The sequence below is a fragment of the Caballeronia sp. GACF4 genome, assembly GCF_023631025.1.
Classification (GTDB): Bacteria; Pseudomonadota; Gammaproteobacteria; order Burkholderiales; family Burkholderiaceae; genus Caballeronia.
In genome coordinates this window covers 68,140-94,213 of the sequence record NZ_JALQDW010000018.1, presented here as the reverse complement: position 1 = coordinate 94,213, position 26,074 = coordinate 68,140, and the positions used below count along the sequence as shown (strand labels likewise).

Sequence of the window (26,074 nt, the reverse complement as noted above, 5' to 3'; positions counted from 1 at the left end):
GGGGTGATGCCTTCATGCCGGACCGGTCAGCACATGCACCGCGTTCAGCAGCATGCGAACATGCGCGTGATGGAACCAGAGATCGTCCACGACATAGAACGCGGCAACCCATGACAAGCCGACCACGATCAGGTCGCAGGTTCCGCTCGTCCAGAGATTGAGCGAATGACGCGGACCGATCCAGGGCACGCCGAGCGGGTTGGGCCAGTCCGCGAGCAGATGCATGATGCCGCCGCACGCGAACCCGAAGCCGACCGCCGCGGCGGGATGTTGTCTCAACAGATGCCACGAAAGCGCAAGCAAGGCGCCCCAGCCGATGCCCCAATGCGTCAGCGTGCGATGCGTGATCCAGAGCTTGCGCCTCTTGCTCCACCAGGCGACTTCGAGCCAGTCCGGCGCGGTTGCACCGGCTACCCCAGCAAGTAACGCCAGCGCAAGGTAAAGGTAATACATGCCGCCGCTGGTCTTGTCGATGCCTTGCGCGCTGCCGATGTTGCCCATATGGCCAACGATTGCCGCCGCGATGATTCCCGCAGCCCACCCGGTCGCGTGATGGGCCTTGCTCGATGCCATGACTGCCTTGTCCTGCTTGCAATGAAGAGCGCAGATGTTCGCATGGCGCGCGTCTGCCGGAGCGGGCGGATACAGAAACTTACGTAAATGCGGGACCTGCAACACCGCTCATGGTTCTTTCGGCGGCGAGATGGCGCAGCGTTGACTAGAATGAATAAAACAACGCTGCGCGTGCGCGCCTTCGTGCATCTTTATCTATCGACTTTTATCGTCATGCAACAGCTGAAATACCTGAGCGCTTATCCGAATACGCTACAGGACAAAGTGCGCCGATTGATTGCCCAGCAACAGCTCGGCAGCTATCTCGAAGCGCGTTATCCGCAGAAGCACGCGGTGCAGTCCGACCGCGCGCTCTATCAATACTGTGCGGAGCTCAAGAGCGAGTTTCTGCGCGTGGCGCCTTCCATCGACAAGGTTATCTACGACAGCAAGCTCGATGTGCTGCGTCATGCGCTCGGTCTTCATACGGCGATTTCACGTGTGCAGGGCGGCAAGCTCAAGGCGAAGAAAGAGATACGGATCGCATCGCTCTTCAAGGATACGGCTCCCGAGTTTCTTCGGATGATTGTCGTGCATGAACTCGCGCATCTGAAAGAGAACGATCACAACAAGGCGTTTTACCGGCTTTGCGAATTGATGCAGCCGGGGTATCACCAAATCGAGTTCGATCTACGGCTTTATTTGACGCATCGGGATTTGGTGCGGGGAGGATGATCAGGAAGAAGGCTAAGGGTGCGACGCCTGCTCGCTCAGTGCCCGAGCGAGGGGTCGTACTTTCAAGTACGCCCCTTCGCGATGACTTAGAGTTGGGCCGTCATTTGGAATCCAACCGTAACGCGTGAGGTTGGAAACCCTGACGGCTTGTAGATTGGCGTGCCGGCAAAAAGGTCGTAACTCAAGCCCGCATATTTCGTTGGGACGCCGCCGCGAATGCCGATTACCGCGCCCACGAGCTGCGTACCCGCGAGAAACGCCGTGTTCGGGCCAAACACGCGTCCACAGTCGATGCCGGCATAGAGCGCTTGCCCTGTCTTTCCGATCGGCGCTTGCAACTCGTTGCGCCAGTAGAAACCGCGCTCGGCCGCGAGCATCTGTTCACCGTCGAAGCCACGCACCGTATAGCGGCTGCCGATGGTCAGATCGTCGATGTAGTTGAGCGTGTCGTTCGTGTACTGGCCGTGGATCGTCGTCACGTAGCGAAGCGCTTGATTTGCGATGGCGAACGGCACCGAGAGGTTCGCATCGAGCACGGCCATGTGGAAGCGGTAAGTCGGGCCGCTCGGCTTGGTCGCCGGCGTCGGTGCGATATTCGGGTCGGGCGGCAAGGATGGATCGGGCGTCGCGCCAAATGCGCCGATGCCCTGGCGAAACGCAAGCGTGCCGTCGAACTGCGCGCCACCCAGGTAATGCCGATCCGTCAGACCAAGTTCCAGGAACGTGTTGTTGCGGTGCTGGAGTTCGATTTCGGTGTCGTCGATGAAGCTCGCGCCGAAGCGCTTCGACAGTTGCACGTAGGTGCCGAACACGTCGCTTTGCCCGCGATGTAAGACGCGCGCGAGTTTGACGCCGGCGGTCTGTGAGTTGCCACTCGACACGAAGGTCTGGTTGGCGCCCGCGATCTGTTGATAGTACGTGTTGGTGTTGCCGAAGACGGTCGCGGTCCAATAGCCCCATGGCATCGAATACGATCCGTTGAAGCCATGCGAGCCCAAGCCCTTGTCGCCGAATTCGAGGTCCTGATTTGCGCCGACAGTGAGGACGTCATTCAGGCCAAGGAGATTGTCGATGCCGAGACTGAGGTTGCCTTGCAGCTTGCCCGTTGCGCGACTGCCCGAGTTATCGACCGATGCGACGAACGAATAAGGCTTGCCGCGCTTGACCGTGAGAACGACATCGCTCTCGCCGGGGATGTCGGTCGGCTCGATCTTCATGTCCGCATCTTGACTGGCGACGCGCTTCATCTGTTCGATGCCTTGTTCAAGATCGCGTAAGTCGAGTACGTCGCCGGGTCTTGTGGGGAAAGCGGTTTTCCACGAACCCCGTGACAAGGGTTCGGCGAACCGTATGTCACGAATGACGCCCGGGACCAGCGCGAACTTGAGCGTGCCGTGCGACAGGTCTTGCTCGGGTAACAACACGCGCGTGGTGATGTAGCCGCGACTCAGGATCGCTTGCTGCAGGCCTTTGGTCAGCACGTTCACGCCTTCTTTTCCGATGCATTGATCGGTGTAGTGGCCGAGCCATTCACGTGCGAACGCGAAGGGGTCGAGCGGTAGGGTCGATGCGCCTCTGGCGCGCACCGCGTCGGGCAGGCTTGGTGGTACGTCGAGCGTGAACGTGTTGATGCGAAAGCACGGCGATTCGGTTGGCAGGGTTGGAAAGCCCTGATCGCCGGGAACACTTGAGCGCACGGCGGGCGTTTGAACTGACGTCTCACGTTGCTGCGCTTCGCGTTGCTGCTGGACCTGTTGTTCTTGCTGGGCGTTGGCGCGCGCTGCTGCCGCTTCATTTGCGGAGTTTGGTGCTTGCTGTGCGTGTATCCCTAGTGATGCAAAGGCTGTAAGCGGCAAGGCGCATTGCTCATCACCTGATTGACGATGATCTTCGCTGAATTGCCGGGCGTCAGATTCCCATTACCCGAGATGTATCCCGCTAGCTGGCTTTGAATGTTGACCGGCGAATTATTGAGAATCGCGCCCTTCGCAGGCACGTCGAATTGTGAAAAATTATTGACGGAAACACCGCTGCCGGACGGTCTTGCGATATTGACCTGATTCAAACCATTCTGAGTTTGAATGACCTGCGCGCCGGAACCGGGTGCGGCGACGATCTGTGCAAACGTCAGCCCGGAAGCCGAACCGAGCAGCAGCATGGCCGCCGAGGCCATTGCGCTAAAAGCTGATTGAAACATCGAGGCGACGGGCGCGCGCCGTGCAAGACCTTCTCCCTTCGCAGTTCCGCTGCTGTGCGCCGATGCAAATTCAGCGACCGCGACCAGCATGTGTCGCACGCGATTGAAAACCAGCCGGTAGGAATGCTTATTCATTTTTTTATAGTTTTATAAAGATTTCAAAACGCAGGTAACGCCCGAAGCGGAAGGCCGCTATTTACTCGCGGATTAACCGTTCGTAACAATCAGAATGTTCCTACTTTGATGGGACGCCGGACATTTGACAAAAGGACTTGTCGCGAACGAAAAGCAGAACAAAGTCACACGCTTGCAAGATGCGGATTGCAAACGCGGTATCGGGTCCGAAGCGTTCGGTAGCGTTCCGAAATCAGTCGAGCTAAGGGCATGCAGACATCGTCGACCAAGGTGTCGGAAACTGTCTACGTTTGTCGCGCGTGCCACGCATTACTTGCAATTGCGTTGCGTGTCTTATGGACGATCACGTTAGCAACTGGCGCGTGCACATAGCACCACCTGTTCGAATCATGCGATGTGGTCAGTCAGAAAACCCAGTGATGAAGAATCAACGGCGAATACCAATATCAACGATAAACCGGATGCCACAGCAAAAAAGGCAGACCCGCAGCATCGACATAAACCACGGCGTTCTGCTCGAACTTTTGCATAAGCGCATCTGCGAATTGGGGTGTCGTGCCGAGGACGAAGAGACTTGCTTCGGCGGTCCACTTTCCCTTCGGATCGATGCCGGCTCCGGGCAGCGCATGCAAGCCCGCTCGTTCGATATGGTCAATCAGCAAGCACTGCCGCTTTGCGTTATGCGCCGGTTCAAGCACGTGTCCGAATGGATTGAAGGCCGTCACGAACACCGCGCTAAAGACATGATGCCTTGAAAGAAGTGAAGCAACATCGGCATTATGCTCGCCGATTTTCATCTCCACGACCGGCTCGATATCGATGCGATAAATCGCCTCGCGGTAACTATCTCGCGTCGCGTCCAAAAGGCTCGGGCTGGGCTGAAACCGTTGGTGCTCGTCGTGGTTCATGTAGGTAATCCGCGAATCGGCGGCTGAGAAGGCATGCGCTGAAGACGCACGTTGCATCTCGAACTTTACCGCGCTCGACTTAGCGAATTGATGAAACGCAGACTACCGCACGGCGAAGCGAATTCATGCAAGGCATCGCGAAGCGGAGTGCATCGAGAGAGAGAAGCAGAGAGACATCGACCCATGCGATTCGTGTCGATAACGACGCGCAGCGTGTCACGCATAACGCGGCCGAAGATAAAACGCAGAAAAGCTAGAGATAGAGAAGCAACGAGACCCGACGATCGTCCGTTATGTGCAGCCCTGCTGCCGCTCGCCGCGGCTGAAGATTTGACGCGAACGCCAGTCGTCGGAGCGAAGCACTTGCTCGCCGTCTTCGCGCGCTTCCTCTTCCGTATCGAAACCTTCGTCGCTATAAGCGGCGATTTTCATGCCGACACCCGCGGCACGTTCGACGGTGATGGCCCAATGCCAGCCGCCTTCCTGATAAAAAACATGCAGCGTCGGCAGAGACGATAAGGTCAAGTCCATGTTTGCGGCTCCTTCAAGCTGACGTTCGTAAGGCTAACCTGCCTCCTCGACGAACGCCCTCGAAAACGGGCGCTTTGTTATTGCGTCGATGTCTGTTGATATTCTTGAGCGGCTGTGAGCCGCCCCGCTCAGAACAGCATACGCAATGGGATGCTGCATTGCAACACGGGGTTTCCCGAGGCGTGGTACCGATCCGACGAGGCCGATCATTGCGGAACCTTTTACACGAGATAGACGGAAGATCGACAATGAAGCACCCGTATTGACTCAAGGCTATCTCGCCAAAAACACCTCTATTCGATGCGGATAAGTGGCGCTTCTAACGTGTCCGCCGTGTGTCCGTCGCCTAGAATGGAATAACCGCTCGACGCGATGCGAGGTGATCGCCATGGCATCTAAATTTCGTCTTTCCCATCTGATACTTTTTGCGACCGTCGCCTCATGTGCCGCGAACGCGCTCGCCCAGCCGGTCGCGCCGATCGGCGACCCTTCCGCGCCGAAGACACGCGCTCAGGTCAAGCAGGAGTTTCTCGCCTGGCGCGCGGCCGGCTACGATCCGAACGACTGGCTGAACTATCCCGACAATGCCATGCGCGCGGGACAGATCGTCTCCCAGCAACGGCAAGCGCAACGCGCGACCGGTGCGAACTAGGTAGCGTTTCTGCTGCCTGAGCACGGTACTCGCGCGTTACTCCGCGCGCGGCCGCTGACCGCGCAAGATACGCCGCGCGATGCTCCAGCGATGCACTTCGGACGGACCGTCGTAAATGCGAAATGCGCGCATGTCGCTGAAAATGCGCGCGACGACCGTTTCGTGCGTGACGCCTTGTCCGCCGAGCACTTGCACCGAACGATCCACGACACGCCATAACGCCTCGGACGACACCACTTTCGCGACGCTCGATTCGTGTTTGCCGAGCACGCCCTGGTCGAGCACCCACGCGCAATGCCAGATGGCAAGGCGCGTGATGTGCAGATCCATTTCGTTATCGGCGAGCATGAAGCCGACGCCCTCGTGTTCGCCGAGCGACTTGCCGAACGCCTGACGCTGACGCGCATACGCCGTGGCGACATCGTGCGCACGCCGGGCCGCGCCGAGCCAGCGCATGCAATGCGTGAGACGCGCGGGCGACAGGCGCACTTGCGCATATCGGAACCCCTCGCCCGCTTCGCCAAGGACGTTTTGCGCGGGCACGCGCAAGCCTTCGAAACGCACCACGCCGTGGCCGCCGGGAAAGCATGTATCGAGCGAATCCATTGCGCGCTCGATCACGATGCCGGGGCTCCTCATATCGGCGAGGAACATGGTCGCGGGGCCGTCCTCGAAACGCGCCATGATGATCGCGACCGACGCGCCATGTGCGCCCGTGATGAACCACTTGCCGCCGTCGATCACGTAGCCGTCGCCATCGCGCGCGGCAAGCGTTTGCAGCATGGAAGGATCGGCGCCCGCGCCCGGCGGCGGTTCGGTCATGCAAAAGCACGAACGAATCTCGCCCGCGGCGAGCGGACGCAGCCAGCGCTCCTTCTGCTCGGGCGTCGCGACGGCTTCGAGCAAATGCATGTTGCCTTCGTCCGGTGCGGCGATATTGAGCGCGACCGGGCCGAGCGGCGAATAACCCGCTTCCTCGAAAAGGATCGCCTTGGCGACATGATTGAGCCCAAGGCCGCCGAATTCCGGCGATACGTGACTCGACAGAAGTCCCGCACGACGGCCCTTTGCGATCAGTTCCGCGCGCAGCGACTCGTCCGGGCCATGCGGCGTGCAGCGCGCATCGCTCTCCAGCGGCACGATCTCTTCGGCGATGAAGGCACGCACGCGCGCCTGCAATTCAGTCAACTCGGGCGTGAGGGAGAAGTCCATCGGCAAATCCTTTGAAGGCGGTGATCCACAAGCTTAACCGCGCGCGAAACGGCACGTCATCAGGCTTTGTACCCGGCCGCTTTGTTTTCATCCGCTTTGTTATCTGCGGCTTTGTACTCGGAGTATTTGCGGGCATCGCCGCGAACCATGTCCGCCGGATACTTCGCGCGATTCAACGCCATCTTCTCGATGAGCGCGCGATGCAGATCCACGTCGAGCGAATCGGCGAGCATCACGAGATACGCGAGCACGTCGGCCATTTCGTGGCGAATCGCCACGAGCTTCGTCTCGTCCAGCTCGCTCTTGTCGCCGCTGGCCAGCCATGTGAACGGTTCGAGCAATTCGCTCGCTTCGACTGAAAGCGCGCTCGCCAGATTCTTCGGTGAGTGAAAGCGGCTCCAGTCCCGCTCGCGCACGAACTCGCGCAGCATGTCGCGCATTTCCGTGAGTTCGCTTCGGCCTTCTGGCGCGTTGTGCTGATCCATCGCCATCCTTTGACGTGTCGTCATGCCGTTATGCCGTTATACGGGATAAAGGCCCAGCGTGCGCGCATGCAGACGCGCGAGGCCGAGCAAGGCGTCGGTGAAAGGCGTGGCGACGCCGGTCATGGCGCCCAGTTCGCGTACCGACGCCACGAGCGCATCCAGTTCGACGGCCTTGCGCGCTTCCACGTCTTGCAGCATGGAGGTTTTCATTGCACCGAGCTTGAGTGTCACGGCATGGCGATCCGCCGGATTCTGCTCGATCGGAATGCCGAAGCGCGCGCCGATTTCCTTCGCTTCCAGCATGATGTTCGTGACGAAGCCGCGCACGAGATCGTCGCTCAGGATGCGGTCGGTGGTCGCGCCGGTGATCGCGCTGATCGGGTTCATCGTCATGTTGCCCCAGAGCTTGAACCACACGTCACGCTGAATCTGCGGCGAGAGCGTCGCGTCGAAACCGGCCTTCGTGAAGAGCGAAACGAGCGCTTCGGCACGCGTGCCCGACTGCCCCGCCGCCTCGCCGAGAATGAGACCCTTGCCTTGATGATGCCGGATCACGCCCGGCGCTTCGACCAAGCAACTCGCGTGGACCACGCAACCCACCGTTTGCGCGGCCGGAATGGCGGCGGCGATGGCGCCGTGCGGATCGATCGAACTCAGCCGCTTGCCCGCGAACTCGGCGCCCAGGCCTTCGCAGAACCACCACGGCACGCCGTTCATCGCGCTCAGAACCGTGGTCTTTTCGCTCAAAAGCGGCGCGATCTGTGCGGCCACGGCTTCCATCGCGGGCGCTTTCACCGCCACCACGACGAGATCCTGCGCACCGAGTTCTTCGGGCGATGCGCTTGCCGCGACCTTCACGGCATGCGTCGCATCTTTCTCGACGAGTTGCAGACCGTGCGCGCGAATGGCGTTTAGTGTCGCGCCGCGTGCGACCACGCTGACATCGCAACCCGCCTGCGCGAGCTTCACGCCGATCCAGCCGCCGATCGCGCCTGCGCCATAAATGCACACCTTCATGTCTCGTCTCCTCGTCTGAACTGTCGGACTTCATTGTAAGAGCTTGGCGCCTGCCGAAACGGTTCAATCTAGGCGCGCCGACGCTCATTTCAAGAGCACGAAAGCGAATAAATATTCCCGCCCAAAATACGCTTTTCGATATTGAAACGATAGCCGTCGCACCTACCTTGCATGCAGAGGCAGCGAACCAGCGCGCTGTCATGGTGACATATCTCAACTTCCTGCTGCCGGCTTGACGGCCGTAACATCGGAGACCGAATCATGAGTGACTTTTATTTTGGCGGCGACTTCCTGAGCGATCTGAACCGCGTGCAACGGCAGATGTCTTCGCTTCTCGGCAATCTGCCTTCCAGCATTCGTGCCAGCCGCGCGGATGCGTTTCCATCGCTGAACGTCGGCAGCACCGACGAGGCCATCGAAGTCGTGGCATTCGTGCCGGGCGTCGAGCCGGCATCGCTCGACGTGACGGTCGACAAAGGCCTGCTCACCATCAGCGGCGAACGGCGCGCCGAAGCATTGACCGAAGGCTCGCGCACCTACGCGAGGGAACGCTTCACGGGCGCGTTTCGCCGCGTGATCGAACTGCCGCAAAACGCGGATGCCGACAAGGTCGAAGCGCGTTATGAAAACGGCACCTTGTTTATCGTCATCGGCAAGCGCGAAGCATCCAAGCCGCGCGCCATCACCATTCAGTAAGGCACAGGGAGAACATGATGAACGACACCACGCAAATCACCGAGCGTCAGGCAAACGAAGTTGCACGCAAGAAGGAAGACACCGTGCGCCGCACGACGGTCACGCCTGCGGTCGATATCGTCGAGGATAGTCAGGGCATCACGCTGTGGGCCGACCTGCCCGGCGTGCCCCGCGAGAAACTCGATGTGAAAGTACATGACTCGCGTCTCACCATCGAAGCCGAGGCAATCGTGCCTGTCACGGCGTCGCTGCGTGTGCATCACGCCGAATTGCGCGTGCCGCGCTTTGCACGCGCATTCACGATAAGCGACGACTTCGACACCGCGAAGATCGATGCGAACCTGCAGAACGGCGTGCTGAAGCTGACCATTCCGCGTCGTGAAGAAGCGCGTCCGCGTCGCGTGGAAGTGCGCGCGAGTTGAGCGCTTCGATGTCTCTGCAATAATGAACGGCCGCTATCACGCGGCCGTTTTTCGTCTGCACGAGCCTCTATAATCCCAGGGCGGTCACAAGCAATCAAACTCAAACAAGGGACTTAATCGTGAAGAGGCTGTTGACGGTGTTGCTGGGCTCCATGCTGACTGTAGCCGTCAGCGCGCATGCAAAAGACTGGTCGACCATTCGCTTCGGCACGGACGCGAGCTATCCGCCGTTCGAATCGAAAGCGCCCGATGGAACGCTCGTCGGCTTCGATATCGATGTCGGCAACGAACTCTGCCGGCGGCTCGAAGCAAAATGCGTGTGGGTCGAAAACGCCTTCGACGGCATGATTCCCGGCCTCAAGTCGCGCAAGTTCGACGGCGTGCTCTCCACCATGTCGATGACGCCCGCGCGCGTCAAGCAGATCGCCTTCTCCAGCAAGCTCTTCCACGTTCCCACGCGTCTCGTCTCGAAGCGCGATGCGCACATCCAGCCTACGGCCGAATCGCTCGCGGGCAAGTCCGTGGGCGTCGAACAAGGGTCGATGCAAGAGACATACGCAAAGGCGCATTGGGGCGCGAAGGGCGTGACCATCGTGTCGTATGCGGATCAGGATCAGGTCTATGCGGATCTGCTCACGGGCCGGCTCGACGCGTCGCTGCAAAACGCGGTGCAAGCGGAACGCGGCTTTCTCGATACCCCGCGCGGCAAGCCCTACGCATTCGCAGGCGGCGCGCTCGAAGACCCCGCGATCTTCGGACCGGGCACGGCTATCGGATTGCGTCGCGAAGACACCGACTTGAAGGAGAAGCTCGATGGCGCCATCGCCGCGATGATCAAGGACGGCACGTACAAGCGCATCGAGCAAAAATATTTCGATTTCGATATCTATGGCGAATGAAGGAGCTGCCATGACCAACGTTCATCAGGCCGCAAGCGTCGGCTACACAGCGAACGCGGATAGCTACGTGCGCGGACGGCCCGACTATCCGCCCGAACTCGCGGGCTGGCTCGCCGAGACGCTCGGCTTGCGGCCGGGCGCGAGCGTCGTCGACCTGGGCGCGGGCACGGGCAAGTTCACGCCGCGCCTCGTTGCAACCGGTGCGCGCGTGATTGCCGTCGAACCCGTCGCTTCGATGCGCGCGAAGCTCGCCGCCGCCCAGCCGAGTGTGGAAGTGCTCGAAGGCGCCGCGCAGGCCATTCCGCTTGACGATGCATCGGTGGATGCCGTCGTGTGTGCACAGTCGTTCCACTGGTTTGCGAATGGCGAAGCGTTGAGCGAGATTCATCGCGTGTTGAAGCCAGGCGGAAAGCTCGGCCTCGTCTGGAATCTGCGCGACTTTCGTGTGCCATGGGTGGCGAAGCTCGACGCCATCGTGAACCGCTACGAGGGCGATGCGCCGCGCTTTTATACAGGCGAATGGCGCCACGCGTTTCCGCATAAAGGTTTCGACGCGCTCGCCGAAACCCATTTTTCGATCGGACACACCGGTTCCCCCGACGATGTGATCGTGCATCGCGTGCGCTCGACCAGTTTTATCGCGGCGTTGCCGGAAGCGGAACGCGTGCTCATCGACGATGAAGTACGCGCGTTGATCGAAGCCGAACCGGAATTGCGCGGCAAGGATGTCGTCACCGTGCCCTACACGACTGCGGCCTTCGTTGCGGTCAGGAAATGACGCGTGCACGAAGACGGGGCGCGTAGTTTGAAGCGCGCATTGTCCTTTTTGCACGCGGGCGAATGCGCCTGGAAACGCGCTCGACCATCCGACGTGCTTTGCGCATCTCGGCATGGTGCTTGCATTGCTCTCGCTCACCCAGCCGGCTAATGTCGAGGACACCATGCATCAGGCGATCGAACCGCATGAATTGACCAAGATCGATCTTGCACGTTTTCAGGTCGTGCAGGTTTCCGATGGCACGCACACCGTCGTGCTGTGGGAGGCGCCCGAGCCCGGCACCAATCGTCTCAAGCATATCGACGCTTGCACCCTCACCATTCGTCTGTGCGATCCGCTCAATCCCGTACGCAGAAAAGACGTGTGTGAGCGGCTACAGGCGCATCTGGCCGCGTCGCGCGAGACACGGCATGGTCTGCGCAATCCTTCCGATGTGAGCGCAGCGGTGACGCCGCCACGCAACGCGAACATCGCGAGGCAGCGCACGCATGAGTCCAGCGGAAGTGCTTGAGGCTGCATCGCGGGTGCCTACGTAATCGCGCCTTCTAGGAACGACCACAGCGAATCGTCCATCGAATACGGGACGTTGAAGCGGAACGACGCGCTCTCGGCGTCGCCCGGGCGAAAGTACGAGCCAGGCGCGAGCCAGATTCCATGCGATAACGCGCGCGTTGCGATGTCGCCTGCATCGGCGGGATCGATCGGCAATTCGCCCCATACGAACAGCCCCGCGCGCGGCTGGCGGAACAGCGCTATGCCGAGCGCATCCATGCGCTCCTCCACGAGCGCGTGCGCGTCCTTCAGTTTTTCCACGACGAATTCGACATGCCGCGCGTAGCGGCCTTCGGTCAACACTTTCTCGACGATTCGTTCAGTCGTCTCCGACGATGTCAGTCCCACCGCCATCTTCGTGCGCGCGAGTTCGCGCAGCACTTCGCGCTCGGCGACGACATAACCGCATCGCAACGAAGGCGTGATGGTCTTCGCGAAACCGCCGACATACAGCACGCGGTGCAGCCCTTCCATCGCCGCGAGCAAGGGCGCGCCGGGCGGCGCGAGTTCACGATTGACATCGTCCTCGACGACCCACATGCCGTGGCGCTCCGCAATCTGCATCAGACGAAACGCCGACGCCATGCTGAACGTCGCGCCCGTCGGGTTCTGCAGAGTCGTATTGAGAAAAACCGCTTTCGGCCGATGCTCGATCGCAATCCGCTCGAACGCTTCCGTATCGATGCCCGCCACGGTGCGCGGCACGCCATGCACGTCGAGACCCGCGAGCCGCAGAATCTGCAGCAGATTGCAGTAGCCGGGATCTTCGACGACGACCGCATCGCCCGGGCGCAGCAGCGTGCGCACGATCAGATCGAGCGCCTGCGTGGCGCCGGCCGTCAACAGTACGTTCGACGCGGCATCGACGGGCAAACCGTGCCGGTCGAGCTGCTCCGCAATGCGTTCGCGCAGAGGCGCAAATCCATAGGGCCGCCCGTAATCGGCAATGCGCGCCGCCGGCACGCGGCTCACCGCGCGCAACGCGTGCTGCAAACCGCTTTCGTTGACCCATTCGTTCGGCAGCCAGCCGCAGCCGGATTTGATCGGCACGGAATGATCCGCGAAGACATCCGAGAGCAGCCAGGTCGCCGTGAGACTAGGCGGCTGCCATTCGACAGCCCGCACGCGCTCGCTTTTCTGGCGCACCGCCACGCGATACCCCGAACCGCGCCGCGCGATGACAAGACCCATCGACACGAGCCTGCCATACGCTTCGGTCACCGTGAACGTGCTGAGCGCGTGCGACTCGGCGAGCCGGCGCACCGAGGGCAAAAGCGCGCCCGCGCGCAGCGTCTCGGCCTCGATAGCGCCCGAAAAAGCCTGCACGAGTTGTTCGACGAGCGTCGGCGCATGACGCGAGCCGCGTTCGAGCCTGAGTTCTATCATGTGTATGGATAGTCGAAACACGCGGGACTGGATGAATATGCGCCGCGCTCGCCACTACAGTTTGCATCATTTTGCCAGCACAGTTAGCAATGCAGTGAACCAACTGTCTATGCCTCGCCATTTTGTCGAGGAATAGAGTGACCGTTCCTTGAGGAGACTTAATATGAATGCCCGCCCCGTCATCGAAGACCTTTCGTCGTTCTGGATGCCCTTCACCGCCAACCGCCAGTTCAAGGCCGCACCGCGCCTGCTCGAAAGCGCGAAAGGCATGTACTACCGCTCGACGGACGGCCGCGAAATTCTCGATGGATGCGCGGGCCTTTGGTGCGTGAACGCAGGCCATTGCCGCGACGAGATCGTCGAAGCGGTGCAGAAGGCGCTCTCGACGCTCGATTTCGCGCCGACCTTCCAGATGGGCCATCCGCTTGCCTTCGAGGCGGCCACCAAGGTCGCGGGCCTGATGCCCGAAGGACTGGATCGCATCTTCTTCACGAACTCCGGTTCCGAATCTGTCGATACGGCGTTGAAGATCGCGATTGCCTACCATCGCGCGCGCGGCGAAGGTCAGCGCACGCGTCTCATCGGCCGCGAGCGCGGTTATCACGGCGTCGGCTTCGGCGGCATCTCGGTGGGCGGCATCGCGCCGAATCGCAAAACCTTCTCGGGCGCGCTGTTGCCGTCGATCGATCACTTGCCGCATACGCACGACCTCGCGCACAACGCGTTTTCCAAGGGTCAGCCCGCGTGGGGTGAGCATCTCGCGGAAGAACTGGAACGTATCGTCGCGCTGCACGATGCATCGACGATTGCCGCGGTCATCGTCGAGCCGCTCGCGGGTTCGACTGGCGTTCTGGTGCCGCCGAAGGGCTACTTGCAGAAGCTGCGCGAAATCTGCACGAAGCACGGCATTCTTCTGATTTTCGATGAAGTCATCACCGGCTTCGGGCGTCTGGGCAAGGCCACGGCGAGCGAGTATTTTGGCGTGACGCCGGACCTCATCACCATGGCGAAAGCCATCAACAACGCCACCATTCCCATGGGCGCGGTCGCGGCGCATCGCAAGGTGCACGACGCAATCGTCGATGCAGGCGCGGCGAACGCGATCGAACTGTTCCACGGCTATACGTATTCGGCACACCCTGTTGCAACCGCGGCGGCTGTCGCGACACTCGATCTGTACGCGCGTGACAAGTTGTTCGAGCGCGCGGCGTCGAAGGCGGAGAAGTTCGAAAGCGCCGTGCACGCGTTGCGCGATGCGCCGTATGTGAAGGACATCCGCAATCTCGGACTCGTCGCGGGCGTGGAGTTGGAATCGCGTGAAGGCGCGCCGGGTGCGCGTGCTTATGAAGTGTTCGTGAAGTGCTTCGAGGCAGGCGTGCTCGTGCGCTACACCGGCGATATCCTCGCGTTCTCGCCGCCGCTGATCGTCGAGGACGATCAGATCGATCATATCTTCGGCACGGTGCGCAAGGTATTGCAGAGCGTGAAGTAAGCGCCACTGCCCGGCATCCCGATTCGAGGATGCCGGGCCTTCTCACCGTTCGATGACCAGCAGCGTCGATGTCGCCGAAGCCAACAACCTCCCGCTCGCGTCCTTGAGCGTCGCTTCGGCAAACGCCGCGCGCCGCCCCATCGTCAGCACGCGTCCTTCGGCGCGCACCAAATCGGAATCGCGCGTCACGGCCTTGTGATAGGCCACTTTCAGCTCGAGCGTCGTATAGGCCTGTGTCGCGGTCAGACACGAATGCACCGCGCATCCACATGCCGAATCGAGCAAGGTGGCCGCGTAGCCGCCATGCACCGTGCCGATCGGGTTATACGCATGATCGCCCGGTATGCCTTCGAACACGGCCCTGCCCGCCTCCACTTCCACGAAGTCGAGCCTGAGCGACTCGAATATGCCGGGCTTGCGGCCGCTAGCGATCAGCCGGCGCAATTGAGCGAGGCCGTCGAGGCCGGGTGCGGTTTCGTCGATCAAGCTCATTTCGTGTACTCCTTGAGACTCGCTGTCTTGATGGGATCGTCATCGTTAGTCACGCTCCAGCCGCCGCCGAGCGACCGATACAGCGCCACCGCCGCGAGCGCGTGCTCGCGCTTCGCCTGGTTCAGCGCATCGGCGTCGCGCAGATAGGACTGTTGGGCATCGAGCACATCCAGAAAGCTTGCCGCGCCTCCCTTGTAGAGCTGCGTCGAAAGCGTGAGCGACTGTCCCGATGCACCGAGCGCGTCGGTCAATCTCGCGCTCTGCTCGGTCGTGCTGATGAGGTCGCTGCGCGTATCTTCCACGTCCTTGAGCGCTTCGAGCAGGGTCTGCCGCAAATGCAGTTCCGACTCGCGCATCCTGCTCTCGTTCTGTTCGATCTCGGCCGTGATACGCCCCGCGTTGAAGATCGGATTCGTGGCGTTGAGCGCGGCCGAAAACAGGTTGTCGGTGAGCGTCGGCAAGCCGAGATAAGACGATGCAAGCAAGCCATCCGACAAGCGCAGCGAGAACTTCGGATAGCGCTCCGCGCGCGCGACGCCCACTTCCGCCGCGCGTTGCTGAAGCGTCGCGTAGGCCACCAGCACATCGGGTCGACGCAGCAGCGCTTCGGAAGGCAGCAATTGCGGCGCGCCCTCGGCAGGGACGGGAATCACGGGCGATGCGCCGGGATTGGCGAGCATCAGTCGGTCGATGGACTCCGGCGTGCGGCCTGAATACACGGCAATAAGGCTCAACTGATGCTGAATGGTCGACTGCGTGCGCGGCATGCGCGATTGCAGATCACTGAGCTGATTCTGCGCGCGCGCCACGTCGAGTTTCGTCGACAAGCCGAATTGCAGGCGGCGTTGCGTGAGCTTCAGCGCGCGTTCGCGGATCGCCTCGTTGTCTTGCAGAATCTTGAGTTCGGCCTGCGCCCAACGTAAATCGACGTAAGCGGCGGCCGTATCGGCAGCGAGTGCAAGACGCAGTTGATCCGACGCGTGTTCGCGGCCGACCAGTTGCGCCTGCGCCGCCAGCAATTCGAGCCGCTCGCCGCCGAACACATCCGGCGTCCAACTCAGTGCGAGACCGACGCCCGCCTGACGCACATAGCCAAGCGGCGGCGGCGTGTTCTGGCGCGTATCGGACGCCGTGGCGTTCGCGTCGAGTTGCGGCAGCAAGGCAGCGCGGCGTTGCGTGGTGAGCGCCTCGGCCTGCTTCACGCGCTCCACTGCGGCCTGGAGGTCGAGATTGCCGTTCAACACCGACGCGACGAGTTCATGCATCACCGGGTCGTTGAACTGATTCCACCATGCGGCTGGATCGGCGGTATTGGCGGGCACGTCCACGTTCCAATCGACAGGAGCCGTCGTCTGAACCGTCGCCGGAAGATCGGCGTGCGTCGCGGGTTGCACGGCGCAAGCACTCAACGCGCTGAACGCGCTCAAGGCCAGTAATTCGATGAGGAGCTTCTTCATGGTCGTATTCACTCAATGCGCATCGGACGAAGGTGGCGCGCTTGCAATCGGCTTCGAAAAAATCACGCTGACGATACCGACGAGAAAGCACAGCGCGAGCAAATAGAAGCAGTCGGCGAAAGTCAGAACGAGTGCTTCGCGAAACACGAGCGCATGCAGCGAAGCGAGCCCGGCTTGCGATGCATCGAGCGCATCGCCGGCGGCGGCGGCGAGATGTGCGGAACTGCGCGAGAGCATCTGCTCGATGACAGGCCGGCCAACGGTCACGCTCTCGCTCAGCCGCAGATAGTGCAGATTCAGCCTGTCGTTGAGCATGGTCGCACTCACTGCAATGCCGATCGCGCCGCCCAGATTACGCATCAGATTGAACAGTCCGCTCGCCGATTTGAGCCGCGACTGTGGCAACGACCCGAGCGCCATCGTCACGATGGGCGGCACCGCGAACTGTTGCCCGATGCCGCGCAACGCCTGCGGTAGAAGCAGTTCCTGCCAGCCCCAGTCATGCGTGAGCGGCGTATAGAGAAAGCATCCCGCGCCGAAGCAGATGAGCCCGAAAACCAGCAAGATGCGCATGTCGAAGAAGCGCGTGGCGAACGCGTAAGCCCCGAGCGCGATCAACTGAAAGCAGCCGACGGAAAGCAGCGCGAGACCCGTCTGCAACGAGTCGAAGCCGCGCACGCGGCTCAGGAACACGGGCGTCAGAAACACTGACACGAAGATGCCGATGCCCGTCACGAACGAGAGCAGACTGCCGATTGCGAAGTTGCGAACCGCGAGCGCGCGCAGATCGACAATCGGTTCTTTCGCGGTGAACGCATGCACGAGGAACAGGAAACCGCAGATCGCCGAAATCCAGGTGCAGGCCACGATTACGTTGTCGCCGAACCAGTTCTTGCGCGGCCCTTCTTCGAGCACGTATTCCAGACAGCCGAGGAAGCCGGACATCAGCGCGATGCCGACGTAATCGCCCTTCTTGAGCAGCGAAAGATCGGGCGAATCGATATGCACGTATTTCGGCACCAGCACCGCGACCACGATTCCCGGCACGACGTTCAGATAGAAGAGCCAGTGCCATGACCATTGATCGGTGATCCACCCGCCGATCACCGGTCCGATTGCAGGCGCGAGCGAGGCCAGCGCGCCAATAGTTGTCGATGCAATCAGTCGCTGTTTGCCGGGGAACAGCACGAAGGCGGTCGTGAACACGGTCGGGATCATCGCGGCGCCGAGCGCGCCCTGCATGCCGCGAAAGAGGATCATCGAATTGATGTCCCACGCCATGCCGCACAACATGCTCGTGATGGTGAAGCCCACCGCGGATGCCACGAATAGCCAGCGCGTGGAGAACACTTTCGAGAGCCAGCCCGACATCGGAATGACGAGAATCTCCGCGATCAGATACGACGTCTGCACCCACGAAAGCTCGTCCTGACTCGCCGATAAACCGCCGCCGATATCCTTGAGCGATGACGCGACGATCTGAATATCGAGCGTCGCCATGAAAAAGCCGAGGCACATCAGCGCGAACGCGAGCACGCGCTGACGCGTGGGCTGACTTGCCGGGTCCAAGGGAGCGGTCTGTGTCATCGTCTTATCCGCGCGATTTGTCGAGATGAACCTTCACCGTCGCGGAAAGGCCGGGCCGCAACACGTGCTCCATGCCTTTCGGTACGTCCAGACGAATGCGCACCGGCACACGCTGAACGATCTTGGTGAAGTTGCCGGTGGCGTTTTCGGCGGGAAGCACGCTGAAGGTCGCGCCCGTGGCCGGCGCGAGACTTTCGATGTGACCCGTCAGCGGCACGCTCGATGCGTCGAGGTCCACATCGGCTTCATCGCCGGCGCGCATTTTCTTGAGCTGGTCTTCCTTGAAGTTGGCGTCGACCCAGAGGCCCGTGGCGGGCACCACGGTCAACAACGATGTCCCGACGTTCGCGAGCACGCCGACGCGCGCCGTGCGATTTCCCACGTAGCCATCGACGGGCGAACGGATCGTCGTGTATTCGACGTTGAGTTCGGCCACGCGCCGCGCGGCTTCGGCGGTCTCCACGCGCGCTTGCGCGTCCGCAATCTGCGCTTCGATCACCGTCAACTGGCGTTTTGCCGCGACGAGCGATGCGCCGCTCCGATCCATCGCCGCTTGCGCCTTGAGATAGTCGGCATCGGCGCGTTCGACGATCTGGTTCGACACCGCGTCGTCCTTGACGAGTTCCCGATAACGCGAACGGTCGGACGTGCTGCGCGACAATTCCGCCGACGAAGCACGCACTTCCGCCTGCTGCTGGTTGATGACCGCCGCCTGCAACGCGTCCTTGGCGCGCAGTTCATCGACCGCGGCCCGCGCGCTCGACACTTCCGCGTTCGCTTGCGCCAGGCGGGCGTCGTAGTCGCGCGCATCGAGGCGAATCAGCACCTGGCCTGCCTTCACCGGCTGATTGTCCGTGACGAGCACATCCGTCACGAAGCCGTTGACCTTCGGGGCGAGCACGGTGACATCGCCGCCGACGTAGGCGTCGTCGGTGGTCTGCACGAAGCGCAGCACGAGCGCCCAATATGCCGCAGCCGCAATCACGATGATCGCGACAAGCCCTAGCGAGAGCAGCATCCACGGTATCCGGCGCGGCTTCGCGGCCGCTGCGGGCGAAGTGGCCGAAGGAAGATTGGTCGATGGAGTCGTCATTTGCGAGTCGTTGTGCATATGCACGAAAGTGAACGGAATAGCGCGCGTTTCGAGCCGCGCATGATGACTCGAAAGACTATATGTGCATATGCACCCGGTCAACCTGCGCGGCCGACATGAGTGAATAACGCAGAGAGAAAGAATCGGGGATCAGGCGTGCGGGCGGGCTGTTGCGCTTTGGTCCGAGCAGAAACGCACCGCATGTTCGACGAAGGCGCGCACCTTGGCGGGCAAGAGCGTACGCGTGCTGAAGGCAAGCTTGAATTCGATGGCGCCATCGACGAGTTCGTAGGCATCGAGTAACGTCACGAGCCGGCCGGCTTGCACTTCCTCGTGCACGAGCGCGACAGGCAACATGCCGATACCGAAGCCTTCCAGCACCATTGCGCGATTGAAGACGGCGCTGTTCGACGAGGTATCGTAACGCAGCGGCACGATCACGTCCTCGCCGCCGATTCTAAACGTCAGCGCCGGTTTGCGGATGGACGCGGACATCGGCACGAAGTCGTGATCGATGAGTTCGGATGGATGACGCGGCGCCGGATGAGCCGCAAGATACGTGGGACTGGCGACGAGAGCAAGCGGAATGGTTTCGAGCAGACGCGTGACCACGGTATCGCTCGACAACATGAACGGCATGACGATACCCAGATCGTAGCCTTCGCCAACGAGATCGACGGGACGCTCGGTCAGCGTCACATCGAGCCGCACTTGCGGATGCTCGCGTCTGAAGCTCGCGATCAGCGGGACATAGCGGCTCATCATCACCGTGGTGTGCGCGACGAGCCGCAAGAGGCCTGTCGCCTCGCTCGCGCGATTGGACGCGCGTTCCTCCATTGCCTGAAGTTCGTCGAGAAGCCGCGAGCAGTCGGTGAAGAAGCGCTCGGCGGTTTCGGTCAGCGATATCTGCCGCGTCGTGCGATTGAAAAGCCTGCTGCCCAGGCGCTGCTCCAGGCCCGCGATCGCGCGCGAAACGACCGGCGGCGACAAGCCGAGAATATCCGCCGCGCGCGCGAAGCTGCGCGCCTCCACTACCGTGCGAAAGATCTTCAGGCTTGTCAGGTAGTCCATTTTTAATGTCGATGCGTCAGTCGGCGGTCCGCAGTTTCTTCACTTCGTCGTCGGATGGCTGCACGCTCGCGCCGTCGATATAACGATACGACGTCATCACGCCCTTGCCGTCCTTGAGCGCGGTGACGCCGACATACGCGCCCATCGTCGATTGATTGTCCTGCTTGCGGTAGGTGATCGGTCCGAACGGCGAATCGACGCCAAGGCCCTTGAAAGCGGCCGCGAGCTTGTCGGGATCGGCGGAACCGGCTTTCTTCAGGCCGTTGGCAAGCGACATCATCGCGGTATAACCGACCACGGAACCGAGCCGCGGATAGTCGTGATACTTCGCCTCGTAGTCCGCGACGAACTTCTTGTTGGCGGGGGTATCGATGGAATACCACGGGTAGCCCGTCACCACCCAACCGACCGGCGCTTCGGCGCCCAATGGATCGAGATAATCAGGCTCGCCCGTCAGCAACGACACCACCGCGCGATCCTTGAACAAGCCACGCGTATTGCCTTCGCGCACGAACTTGCCGAGGTCGGCGCTAAAGAGCACGTTGAAGATGGCGTCGGGCCTGGCGTCGGCGAGCGCTTGCGTCACCGCGCCGGCATCCACCTTGCCGAGCGGCGTCGCTTGTTCGGCGACGAACTCCACATCCGGCTGCGCGGCCTTGAGCAGACGCTTGAAGGTCGCCACGGCCGATTGTCCATACTCGTAATTCGGATACACCAGCGCCCAGCGCTTTTTCTTGAGCTTCGCGGCTTCGGGCACGAGCATCGCCACTTGCATATAGGTCGATGGCCGCAGCCGATACGTGTACTTGTTGCCATCTTGCCAGACGATCTTGTCTGTCAAGGGCTCGGCGGCGAGGAAGAAAATGCGCCGCTGCTTGGCGAAGTCCGAGAGCGCGAGGCCAGTGTTGGACAAGTAGCCGCCGAAGAGCAGTTGCACCTGTTCGCGCGCGATGAGTTCCTGCGCGACGCGCACCGTATCGCCCGGATTACCGTTGTCGTCGCGCGAGACGACTTCGAGCTTGTTGCCGTTGATGCCGCCCGCCGCGTTGATCTCGTCGAGCGCCAGATTCCAGCCGTTCTTGTACGGCATGAGAAACGCAGGCTGCGCCTTGTAGCTATTGATCTCGCCGATGCGAATGGTGTCGGCGTGCGCGCCGAGGGTCACGCTCATGGCGGCGGAAGTCAGGGTCAGGCGAATCAGCGTGCCTGCTCGGGTAATCATCAAGCGTTCTCCTTTGGTCGATTCGTTCCGTCAGACGCCGAGCAAGTCGCGTCGCGCGGTGCCGTCGCGCACGAAATCGCGCATCGCGCCCGCATAGCGCACTTGCCCTTTCTCCAGCACATACGCGCGGTCGCAGACGCGTTCCGCGAAGTTCAGATTCTGCTCGGACAGCAGGATCGACAAGCCCTCGCGCTTCAGTTCGAGGATCATGTCGGCCATTTGCCGCACGATCACCGGCGCAACGCCTTCCGATGGCTCGTCGAGCAACACGAGGCGCGGATTGCCCATCAGTGTGCGCGAAACCGTGAGCATCTGCTGCTCGCCGCCGCTCATGCGGCTGCCGCGCCGCTCGCGCATCTCGCCGAGGTTCGGAAATACGCGAAAGAGCTTGTCCGGCGTCCACTGCGGCGCACCTTCGCGCGGCGGCTGGCGTCCCGTGTCGAGATTTTCCATCACCGTGAGATCGCCGAACACGCGCCGGTCTTCCGGCACGTAGCCAAGCCCCATGCGCGCGATACGGTAAGGCGCCACGCCCGCAATGTCCTCGCCCATGAAGCGAATGGTGCCCGATGTCCGCGCGAGCATGCCCATGACCGCTTTCATCGTCGTGGATTTGCCCGCGCCGTTACGGCCCATCAACGCGACGACTTCGCCGCGCCCCACTTCGAAGCCGACATCGAACAGAATCTGCGCGCGGCCATAGTATGCGTTCAAGGCCTCGACCTTGAGGAGCGCGTTCGATCGACTCATTCGCTGCCCTCCCCGAGATAGACTTCGCGCACGCGCGGATCGTCGCGTACGGTGCGCGCGTCGCCTGCCGCGATCAGCTTGCCGCGCGCCAGCACGATCAACCGGTCCGCATATTCGAACACCACGTCCATGCTGTGCTCCGTGAACAGCACGCCGATATCGCGCTCCCTTGCAAGCCGCGCCGTCAACGCCATTAGCGCGTGACGCTCTTGCGGCGCCATGCCTGCGGTGGGCTCATCCATCAACAGCAGCTTCGGTCGATTCGCAAGCGCGATCGCCAGTTCGACGCGCTTCACATCGCCATACGCCAACACCGCGCAACTACGGCTCGCGTGCGACGTCATGCCGACGAGTTCGAGCAGTTCGAGCGCTTCATCCTCGCGCCACGCGGCCACGCGCGCAAACGGATTGAACACGCGACGCTCGCGCGATAACAACGCCATTTGCACGTTTTCGAGCACCGTCATCGAATTGAACGTGGCGGCAATTTGAAACGTGCGCCCGACGCCCAGCCACCAGATATCGCGCGGACGCTTGCCCGCGATCTCGTGACCATCGAAACGGATCGATCCCGACGAAGGCTTCAGCTGCCCGTTGATCATGTTGAAGCACGTCGACTTGCCCGCGCCATTCGGCCCGATGAGCGCAAGCAACTGGCCCGCCGCGAGATCGAACGACACGCTATCGACAGCCTTGACGCCGTCGAACGATTTCGAAAGATGCTCGATGCGCAAGAGCGTCATTGCGCCTTCCCGAAACGTTCGCGTGCAAAGCCCACGATGCCCTGCGGAAACGCGATCACGAGCAGCAGGATCACGCCGCCGAGCAGCGCCTGCCAGTAGTCGGTCTGACGCGCGACGGTGTCCTGCAGCCACGTGAAGAGCGCGGCGCCGACGACAGGCCCGGATAGCGTCTGTATGCCGCCGAGCAGGACCATGACGAGACCATCGACGGATCGGGAGACGCTGATCGCATCCGGCGAGATATTGCCTTTGGAAAAGGCATAGAGCGATCCGGCGAGACCGCATACGAGCGCCGCGACGACGAACGCCATCCATTGAACGCGCATGACGTCGATGCCGATTGCTTCCGCACGCAACGGCGAATCGCGGCCGGCGCGCATGGCGAGGCCGAGCGGCGCGAACAGCATGCGCCTCAACAGCCATACGCCGAAGATCGCGAACACGAGCGTCAAATAGTAGAACGCAACCGGCGACGCCAGCCACGCCGCTGGCCAGATACCGAGCACACCATTGCTGCCGCCGGTGACTTCATCCCATTGGTACACGACGGACCACACGATCTGCGCGAACGCGAGCGTGAGCATGGCGAGATAGACGCCCGACAAGCGCACGCAGAACCAGCCGAACACGAGCGCGCCGACGCCTGCCATGAGCGGGCCGAGCACGAGCGACACTTCCATCGGCCACGAAAAGAGCTTCAGGAAAAGCGCCGCGCCATAGGCGCCTAAGCCGAAATAAGCCGCGTGCCCGAACGAATGCATGCCGCCCGGTCCCATGATGAAATGCAGGCTCGCGGCGAACAACACGGCGATAAAGATCTCAACGAGCAACACGGGCATGTAGGGAAACGCGCCAGCGGCGAGCGGCGCAAGCGCCAGCAAGACGATTACGCCCGCTGCTGCGATTTTCAGGCGGCGCGTGGCGGGACGAAGCGGCGTATCGGCGGGCGCGGCAGTGCGCGCGATGGCTTGCGGACGGCCGAAGAGTCCCCACGGACGCAACACGAGCACCACGGCCATCACGACGAACTCCGCGACGAGCGTGAACTTCGACAGGGAAAAGTCGATACCGCCGAGCGACACATGCCCAATGCCAATGCATAGCGCCTTGATCTCCGCAATCAGCAAGGCAGCGACGAACGCGCCGGGTATCGAACCCATGCCGCCCACGACCACCACGACGAACGCGTTGCCGATAGTCTCCAGATCGAGCGAGAGATTCGCCGACATGCGCGGCACTTGCAGCGCGCCGCCCAGCCCCGCGAGAAACGCGCCCGCGAAAAAGACACCGGTGAAAAGCCACGCCTGATTCACGCCGAGCGCGCCGAGCATCTCGCGGTCGGCGCTTGCTGCGCGCACGAGCGTGCCCCAGCGCGTGCGCGTCAGCGCCCACCACAGCACCGCGAGCACGAGCGGGCCGATGCACATCAGCGCGATGTCATACGAAGGCAACGCGTGACCGAGCAATTGCACGGCGCCCGCGAGATGCGGCGCGCGCGGACCGAACAGGTCTTCGGGGCCCCAGAGATAGAGCGCGGCATCGCGAAAGATCAAAACCAGCGCAAAGGTTGCGAGCAGGTGGAACAACTCGGGCGCGCGATAGATGCGCCTCAACACGCCGACTTCGATCAGCGCGCCAAGCACGCCGATGACGAGCGCCGCCGCCAGCACCGACATCCAGAAGCCCGCGACGCTCTGTCCGAAGCGGCTCGTCAGGCTGTACGCGACGTACACGCCGAGCATGTAGAGCGAGCCGTGCGCGAAGTTGACGATGCGCGTCACCCCGAATATCAGCGATAAACCCGAGGCGACGAGAAAGAGCGCGGAGGCATCGGCGAGACCGTTGACGAGTTGGACGAGCAAGTTGGCGAGCATCGGGCGCGGTCGGGAGTCGGCTTGAATCGGGCTGAGTCGTGCGTTGGGCGAGCGAGCCGTCATTATCGATGAAATGCACGCTTCGGCCTTATTGCATTAAAAAGCGGCGCGCGGGAAACCGGTTCGAGCGCTGCTTTTGAAGCTCGCATGGGCGCTTGGGGCGCAAGCGTCGATCAGTCCTGCACCCGGCTCGCGAAGTGATCCGCGGCCATGAGTCTGAAGGCCGTCACAGCGGGATTATCCTGATCCACGCGCCATGCCATGCTCATTTCCGCCTGCACGTGATTGTTGGCGATATGCCTGAACTCGACGTTGTCGTAATGAAAGCGCTGCGCCGACGCCGGCAGGATGCTAAGACCAAGCCCCGCGCGCACGAGCGAGAGAATGGTGGGCGTCTGGTCGATATATTGCGTGAAATGCGGGTTCACTTCTTCCCTCGCGAGCATGCCCATGATGCGGTCGCAGAAGTATTTGCCGTGCACCGGCGAGTGCATGATGAACGGCTCTTGATCGAGTTGCGGCAGGGCGATCTCGTCATAAGCGCATAGCTCGTGACCGGCGGGCAGCGCGACGATCAGCGGCTCTCTGTCGATGAGCAGAAATTCGAGCTGTTGCCGCGAAGGCAAGGGCCGCAGAAAGCCGAGGTCGATGGTATTGGCCGCGAAGGCCTCGATCTGCGCGACGGAAACGAGTTCGAGCAGGACGACATCGATATCGGGCAGCGCGTGCTTGGCCGCGACGAGCAGTTGCGGAATCAACTCGTAGCCGGCCGCGCCCGTGAAGCCGAGCCGCACGCGTCCCGTCTTGCCCTTGCTCGCGCGCCGCACCGTGCTTTCCGCTTGCTCGGAGAGATTGAGCAGACGCGCGGCATCGGCAAGGAAGACGCGCCCTTCCGGCGTCAGCTTGACCGTGCGGCCAACGCGTTCGAACAACATGACGCCGAGATTCTCTTCAAGCAGATGAATCTGCCTGGAAAGCGGCGGCTGCGTCATGTTGAGCAGCGCAGCCGCACGCCTGAAGTTCAGTTCCGTCGCGGCGGCGACGAAGCAACGCACTTGTCCGAGATCGAGCATGCGGAATCGACTTTGACGAAATAGCCGATCATTATAGGTCGAGGCTCGCGAGTGGCTCCTGCG

Annotated in this window: 27 protein-coding genes; 8 read left to right on the top strand and 19 right to left on the bottom strand. The window is 61.7% G+C overall.

The features are described 5' to 3' along the window. Positions 1-12 precede the first annotated feature (12 nt). On the bottom strand, positions 13-573 hold the full coding sequence (locus NCR40_RS15550) for a metal-dependent hydrolase (protein ID WP_244828604.1): 561 nt from the start codon (positions 571-573) through the stop codon (positions 13-15). Between the two features lie 213 nt (positions 574-786). Between NCR40_RS15550 and NCR40_RS15545 the strand changes: the two genes are divergently transcribed. Then, positions 787-1,287: a M48 metallopeptidase family protein gene (locus NCR40_RS15545; RefSeq protein WP_244829716.1), complete on the top strand. Its 501-nt coding sequence runs from the start codon at positions 787-789 to the stop codon at positions 1,285-1,287. An 86-nt stretch (positions 1,288-1,373) separates the two neighbouring features. On the opposite strand, the gene NCR40_RS15540 is transcribed toward NCR40_RS15545, so the two are convergent. The 4 genes from NCR40_RS15540 to NCR40_RS15525 form a co-directional block, all read right to left on the bottom strand. Continuing rightward, entirely contained in the window at positions 1,374-3,143 is a 1,770-nt protein-coding gene (locus NCR40_RS15540; RefSeq protein ID WP_284507784.1) for a ShlB/FhaC/HecB family hemolysin secretion/activation protein, read from the bottom strand. After that, the gene (locus NCR40_RS15535) at positions 3,116-3,619 is read right to left on the bottom strand and encodes a two-partner secretion domain-containing protein (protein WP_284507783.1); all 504 of its coding nucleotides are present in this window, start codon (positions 3,617-3,619) and stop codon (positions 3,116-3,118) included. The genes NCR40_RS15540 and NCR40_RS15535 overlap by 28 nt, the downstream gene beginning before the upstream one ends. A 446-nt stretch (positions 3,620-4,065) precedes the next feature. After that, complete coding sequence (locus NCR40_RS15530; RefSeq protein ID WP_250509895.1) at positions 4,066-4,527, bottom strand: DUF3293 domain-containing protein; 462 nt, start codon at positions 4,525-4,527, stop codon at positions 4,066-4,068. Between the two features lie 291 nt (positions 4,528-4,818). Further along, positions 4,819-5,058, bottom strand: coding sequence for a hypothetical protein (locus NCR40_RS15525; protein WP_244828611.1), 240 nt, complete (start codon positions 5,056-5,058; stop codon positions 4,819-4,821). Between the two features lie 388 nt (positions 5,059-5,446). On the opposite strand from NCR40_RS15525, the gene NCR40_RS15520 reads away from it, so the two are divergent. Continuing rightward, complete coding sequence (locus NCR40_RS15520; RefSeq protein WP_250509894.1) at positions 5,447-5,710, top strand: DUF4148 domain-containing protein; 264 nt, start codon at positions 5,447-5,449, stop codon at positions 5,708-5,710. 36 nt (positions 5,711-5,746) lie between these two features. On the opposite strand, the gene NCR40_RS15515 is transcribed toward NCR40_RS15520, so the two are convergent. The 3 genes from NCR40_RS15515 to NCR40_RS15505 are packed head-to-tail and all read right to left on the bottom strand — an operon-like array spanning position 5,747 to position 8,424. Continuing rightward, a complete protein-coding gene (locus NCR40_RS15515; RefSeq protein WP_250509893.1) occupies positions 5,747-6,922 on the bottom strand; it encodes an acyl-CoA dehydrogenase family protein in 1,176 nt (391 codons plus the stop codon). 59 nt (positions 6,923-6,981) lie between these two features. After that, a complete protein-coding gene (locus tag NCR40_RS15510) occupies positions 6,982-7,407 on the bottom strand; it encodes a nucleotide pyrophosphohydrolase (RefSeq protein ID WP_250510275.1) in 426 nt (141 codons plus the stop codon). A gap of 36 nt (positions 7,408-7,443) precedes the next feature. Continuing rightward, positions 7,444-8,424 (bottom strand): 2-dehydropantoate 2-reductase, encoded by a 981-nt coding sequence (locus NCR40_RS15505; protein ID WP_250509892.1) that lies wholly within the window; start codon positions 8,422-8,424, stop codon positions 7,444-7,446. 261 nt (positions 8,425-8,685) lie between these two features. Here NCR40_RS15505 and NCR40_RS15500 point away from each other — a divergent pair, with 261 nt between their 5' ends. The 5 genes from NCR40_RS15500 (at position 8,686) to NCR40_RS15480 (ending at position 11,730) form a co-directional block, all read left to right on the top strand. Beyond that, on the top strand, positions 8,686-9,120 hold the full coding sequence (locus NCR40_RS15500; RefSeq protein ID WP_250466646.1) for an Hsp20/alpha crystallin family protein: 435 nt from the start codon (positions 8,686-8,688) through the stop codon (positions 9,118-9,120). 17 nt (positions 9,121-9,137) lie between these two features. Further along, entirely contained in the window at positions 9,138-9,542 is a 405-nt protein-coding gene (locus tag NCR40_RS15495) for an Hsp20/alpha crystallin family protein (RefSeq protein WP_244829720.1), read from the top strand. Between the two features lie 119 nt (positions 9,543-9,661). Continuing rightward, positions 9,662-10,441: an ABC transporter substrate-binding protein gene (locus tag NCR40_RS15490; protein ID WP_250509891.1), complete on the top strand. Its 780-nt coding sequence runs from the start codon at positions 9,662-9,664 to the stop codon at positions 10,439-10,441. A 10-nt stretch (positions 10,442-10,451) separates the two neighbouring features. Further along, complete coding sequence (locus NCR40_RS15485) at positions 10,452-11,219, top strand: class I SAM-dependent methyltransferase (RefSeq protein ID WP_244828623.1); 768 nt, start codon at positions 10,452-10,454, stop codon at positions 11,217-11,219. Positions 11,220-11,331: 112 nt separating this feature from the next. After that, positions 11,332-11,730 (top strand): hypothetical protein, encoded by a 399-nt coding sequence (locus NCR40_RS15480; protein WP_250509890.1) that lies wholly within the window; start codon positions 11,332-11,334, stop codon positions 11,728-11,730. Positions 11,731-11,747: 17 nt separating this feature from the next. Here NCR40_RS15480 and NCR40_RS15475 read toward each other — a convergent pair whose 3' ends face one another. Then, positions 11,748-13,157: an aminotransferase-like domain-containing protein gene (locus NCR40_RS15475; protein WP_250509889.1), complete on the bottom strand. Its 1,410-nt coding sequence runs from the start codon at positions 13,155-13,157 to the stop codon at positions 11,748-11,750. Between the two features lie 163 nt (positions 13,158-13,320). Here NCR40_RS15475 and aptA point away from each other — a divergent pair, with 163 nt between their 5' ends. Further along, positions 13,321-14,649, top strand: coding sequence for an omega-aminotransferase AptA (gene aptA, locus NCR40_RS15470; protein WP_250493201.1), 1,329 nt, complete (start codon positions 13,321-13,323; stop codon positions 14,647-14,649). A gap of 42 nt (positions 14,650-14,691) precedes the next feature. On the opposite strand, the gene NCR40_RS15465 is transcribed toward aptA, so the two are convergent. The 10 genes from NCR40_RS15465 to NCR40_RS15420 form a co-directional block, all read right to left on the bottom strand. Continuing rightward, complete coding sequence (locus NCR40_RS15465) at positions 14,692-15,141, bottom strand: PaaI family thioesterase (RefSeq protein WP_250509888.1); 450 nt, start codon at positions 15,139-15,141, stop codon at positions 14,692-14,694. Then, the gene (locus tag NCR40_RS15460) at positions 15,138-16,598 is read right to left on the bottom strand and encodes an efflux transporter outer membrane subunit (protein WP_250509887.1); all 1,461 of its coding nucleotides are present in this window, start codon (positions 16,596-16,598) and stop codon (positions 15,138-15,140) included. The genes NCR40_RS15465 and NCR40_RS15460 overlap by 4 nt, the downstream gene beginning before the upstream one ends. A 12-nt stretch (positions 16,599-16,610) precedes the next feature. Further along, complete coding sequence (locus tag NCR40_RS15455) at positions 16,611-18,185, bottom strand: DHA2 family efflux MFS transporter permease subunit (RefSeq protein ID WP_244828642.1); 1,575 nt, start codon at positions 18,183-18,185, stop codon at positions 16,611-16,613. A 4-nt stretch (positions 18,186-18,189) separates the two neighbouring features. Then, complete coding sequence (locus tag NCR40_RS15450) at positions 18,190-19,278, bottom strand: HlyD family secretion protein (RefSeq protein WP_244828643.1); 1,089 nt, start codon at positions 19,276-19,278, stop codon at positions 18,190-18,192. Between the two features lie 150 nt (positions 19,279-19,428). Continuing rightward, a complete protein-coding gene (locus tag NCR40_RS15445) occupies positions 19,429-20,349 on the bottom strand; it encodes a LysR family transcriptional regulator (protein WP_244828644.1) in 921 nt (306 codons plus the stop codon). 16 nt (positions 20,350-20,365) lie between these two features. Continuing rightward, positions 20,366-21,571: an ABC transporter substrate-binding protein gene (locus NCR40_RS15440; RefSeq protein ID WP_244828645.1), complete on the bottom strand. Its 1,206-nt coding sequence runs from the start codon at positions 21,569-21,571 to the stop codon at positions 20,366-20,368. 30 nt (positions 21,572-21,601) lie between these two features. Then, positions 21,602-22,321 carry an ABC transporter ATP-binding protein gene (locus tag NCR40_RS15435; protein ID WP_250509886.1) on the bottom strand — a complete coding sequence of 240 codons (720 nt, stop codon included), beginning with the start codon at positions 22,319-22,321 and terminating at the stop codon, positions 21,602-21,604. Further along, positions 22,318-23,064, bottom strand: coding sequence for an ABC transporter ATP-binding protein (locus tag NCR40_RS15430; RefSeq protein ID WP_250509885.1), 747 nt, complete (start codon positions 23,062-23,064; stop codon positions 22,318-22,320). Before NCR40_RS15430 ends, NCR40_RS15435 begins: the two co-directional genes overlap by 4 nt. Beyond that, positions 23,061-24,938, bottom strand: a complete 1,878-nt coding sequence (locus tag NCR40_RS15425; protein WP_250509884.1) for an ABC transporter permease — start codon at positions 24,936-24,938, stop codon at positions 23,061-23,063. Before NCR40_RS15425 ends, NCR40_RS15430 begins: the two co-directional genes overlap by 4 nt. A gap of 173 nt (positions 24,939-25,111) precedes the next feature. After that, complete coding sequence (locus tag NCR40_RS15420; RefSeq protein ID WP_250466630.1) at positions 25,112-26,011, bottom strand: LysR family transcriptional regulator; 900 nt, start codon at positions 26,009-26,011, stop codon at positions 25,112-25,114. Positions 26,012-26,074: the final 63 nt, after the last annotated feature.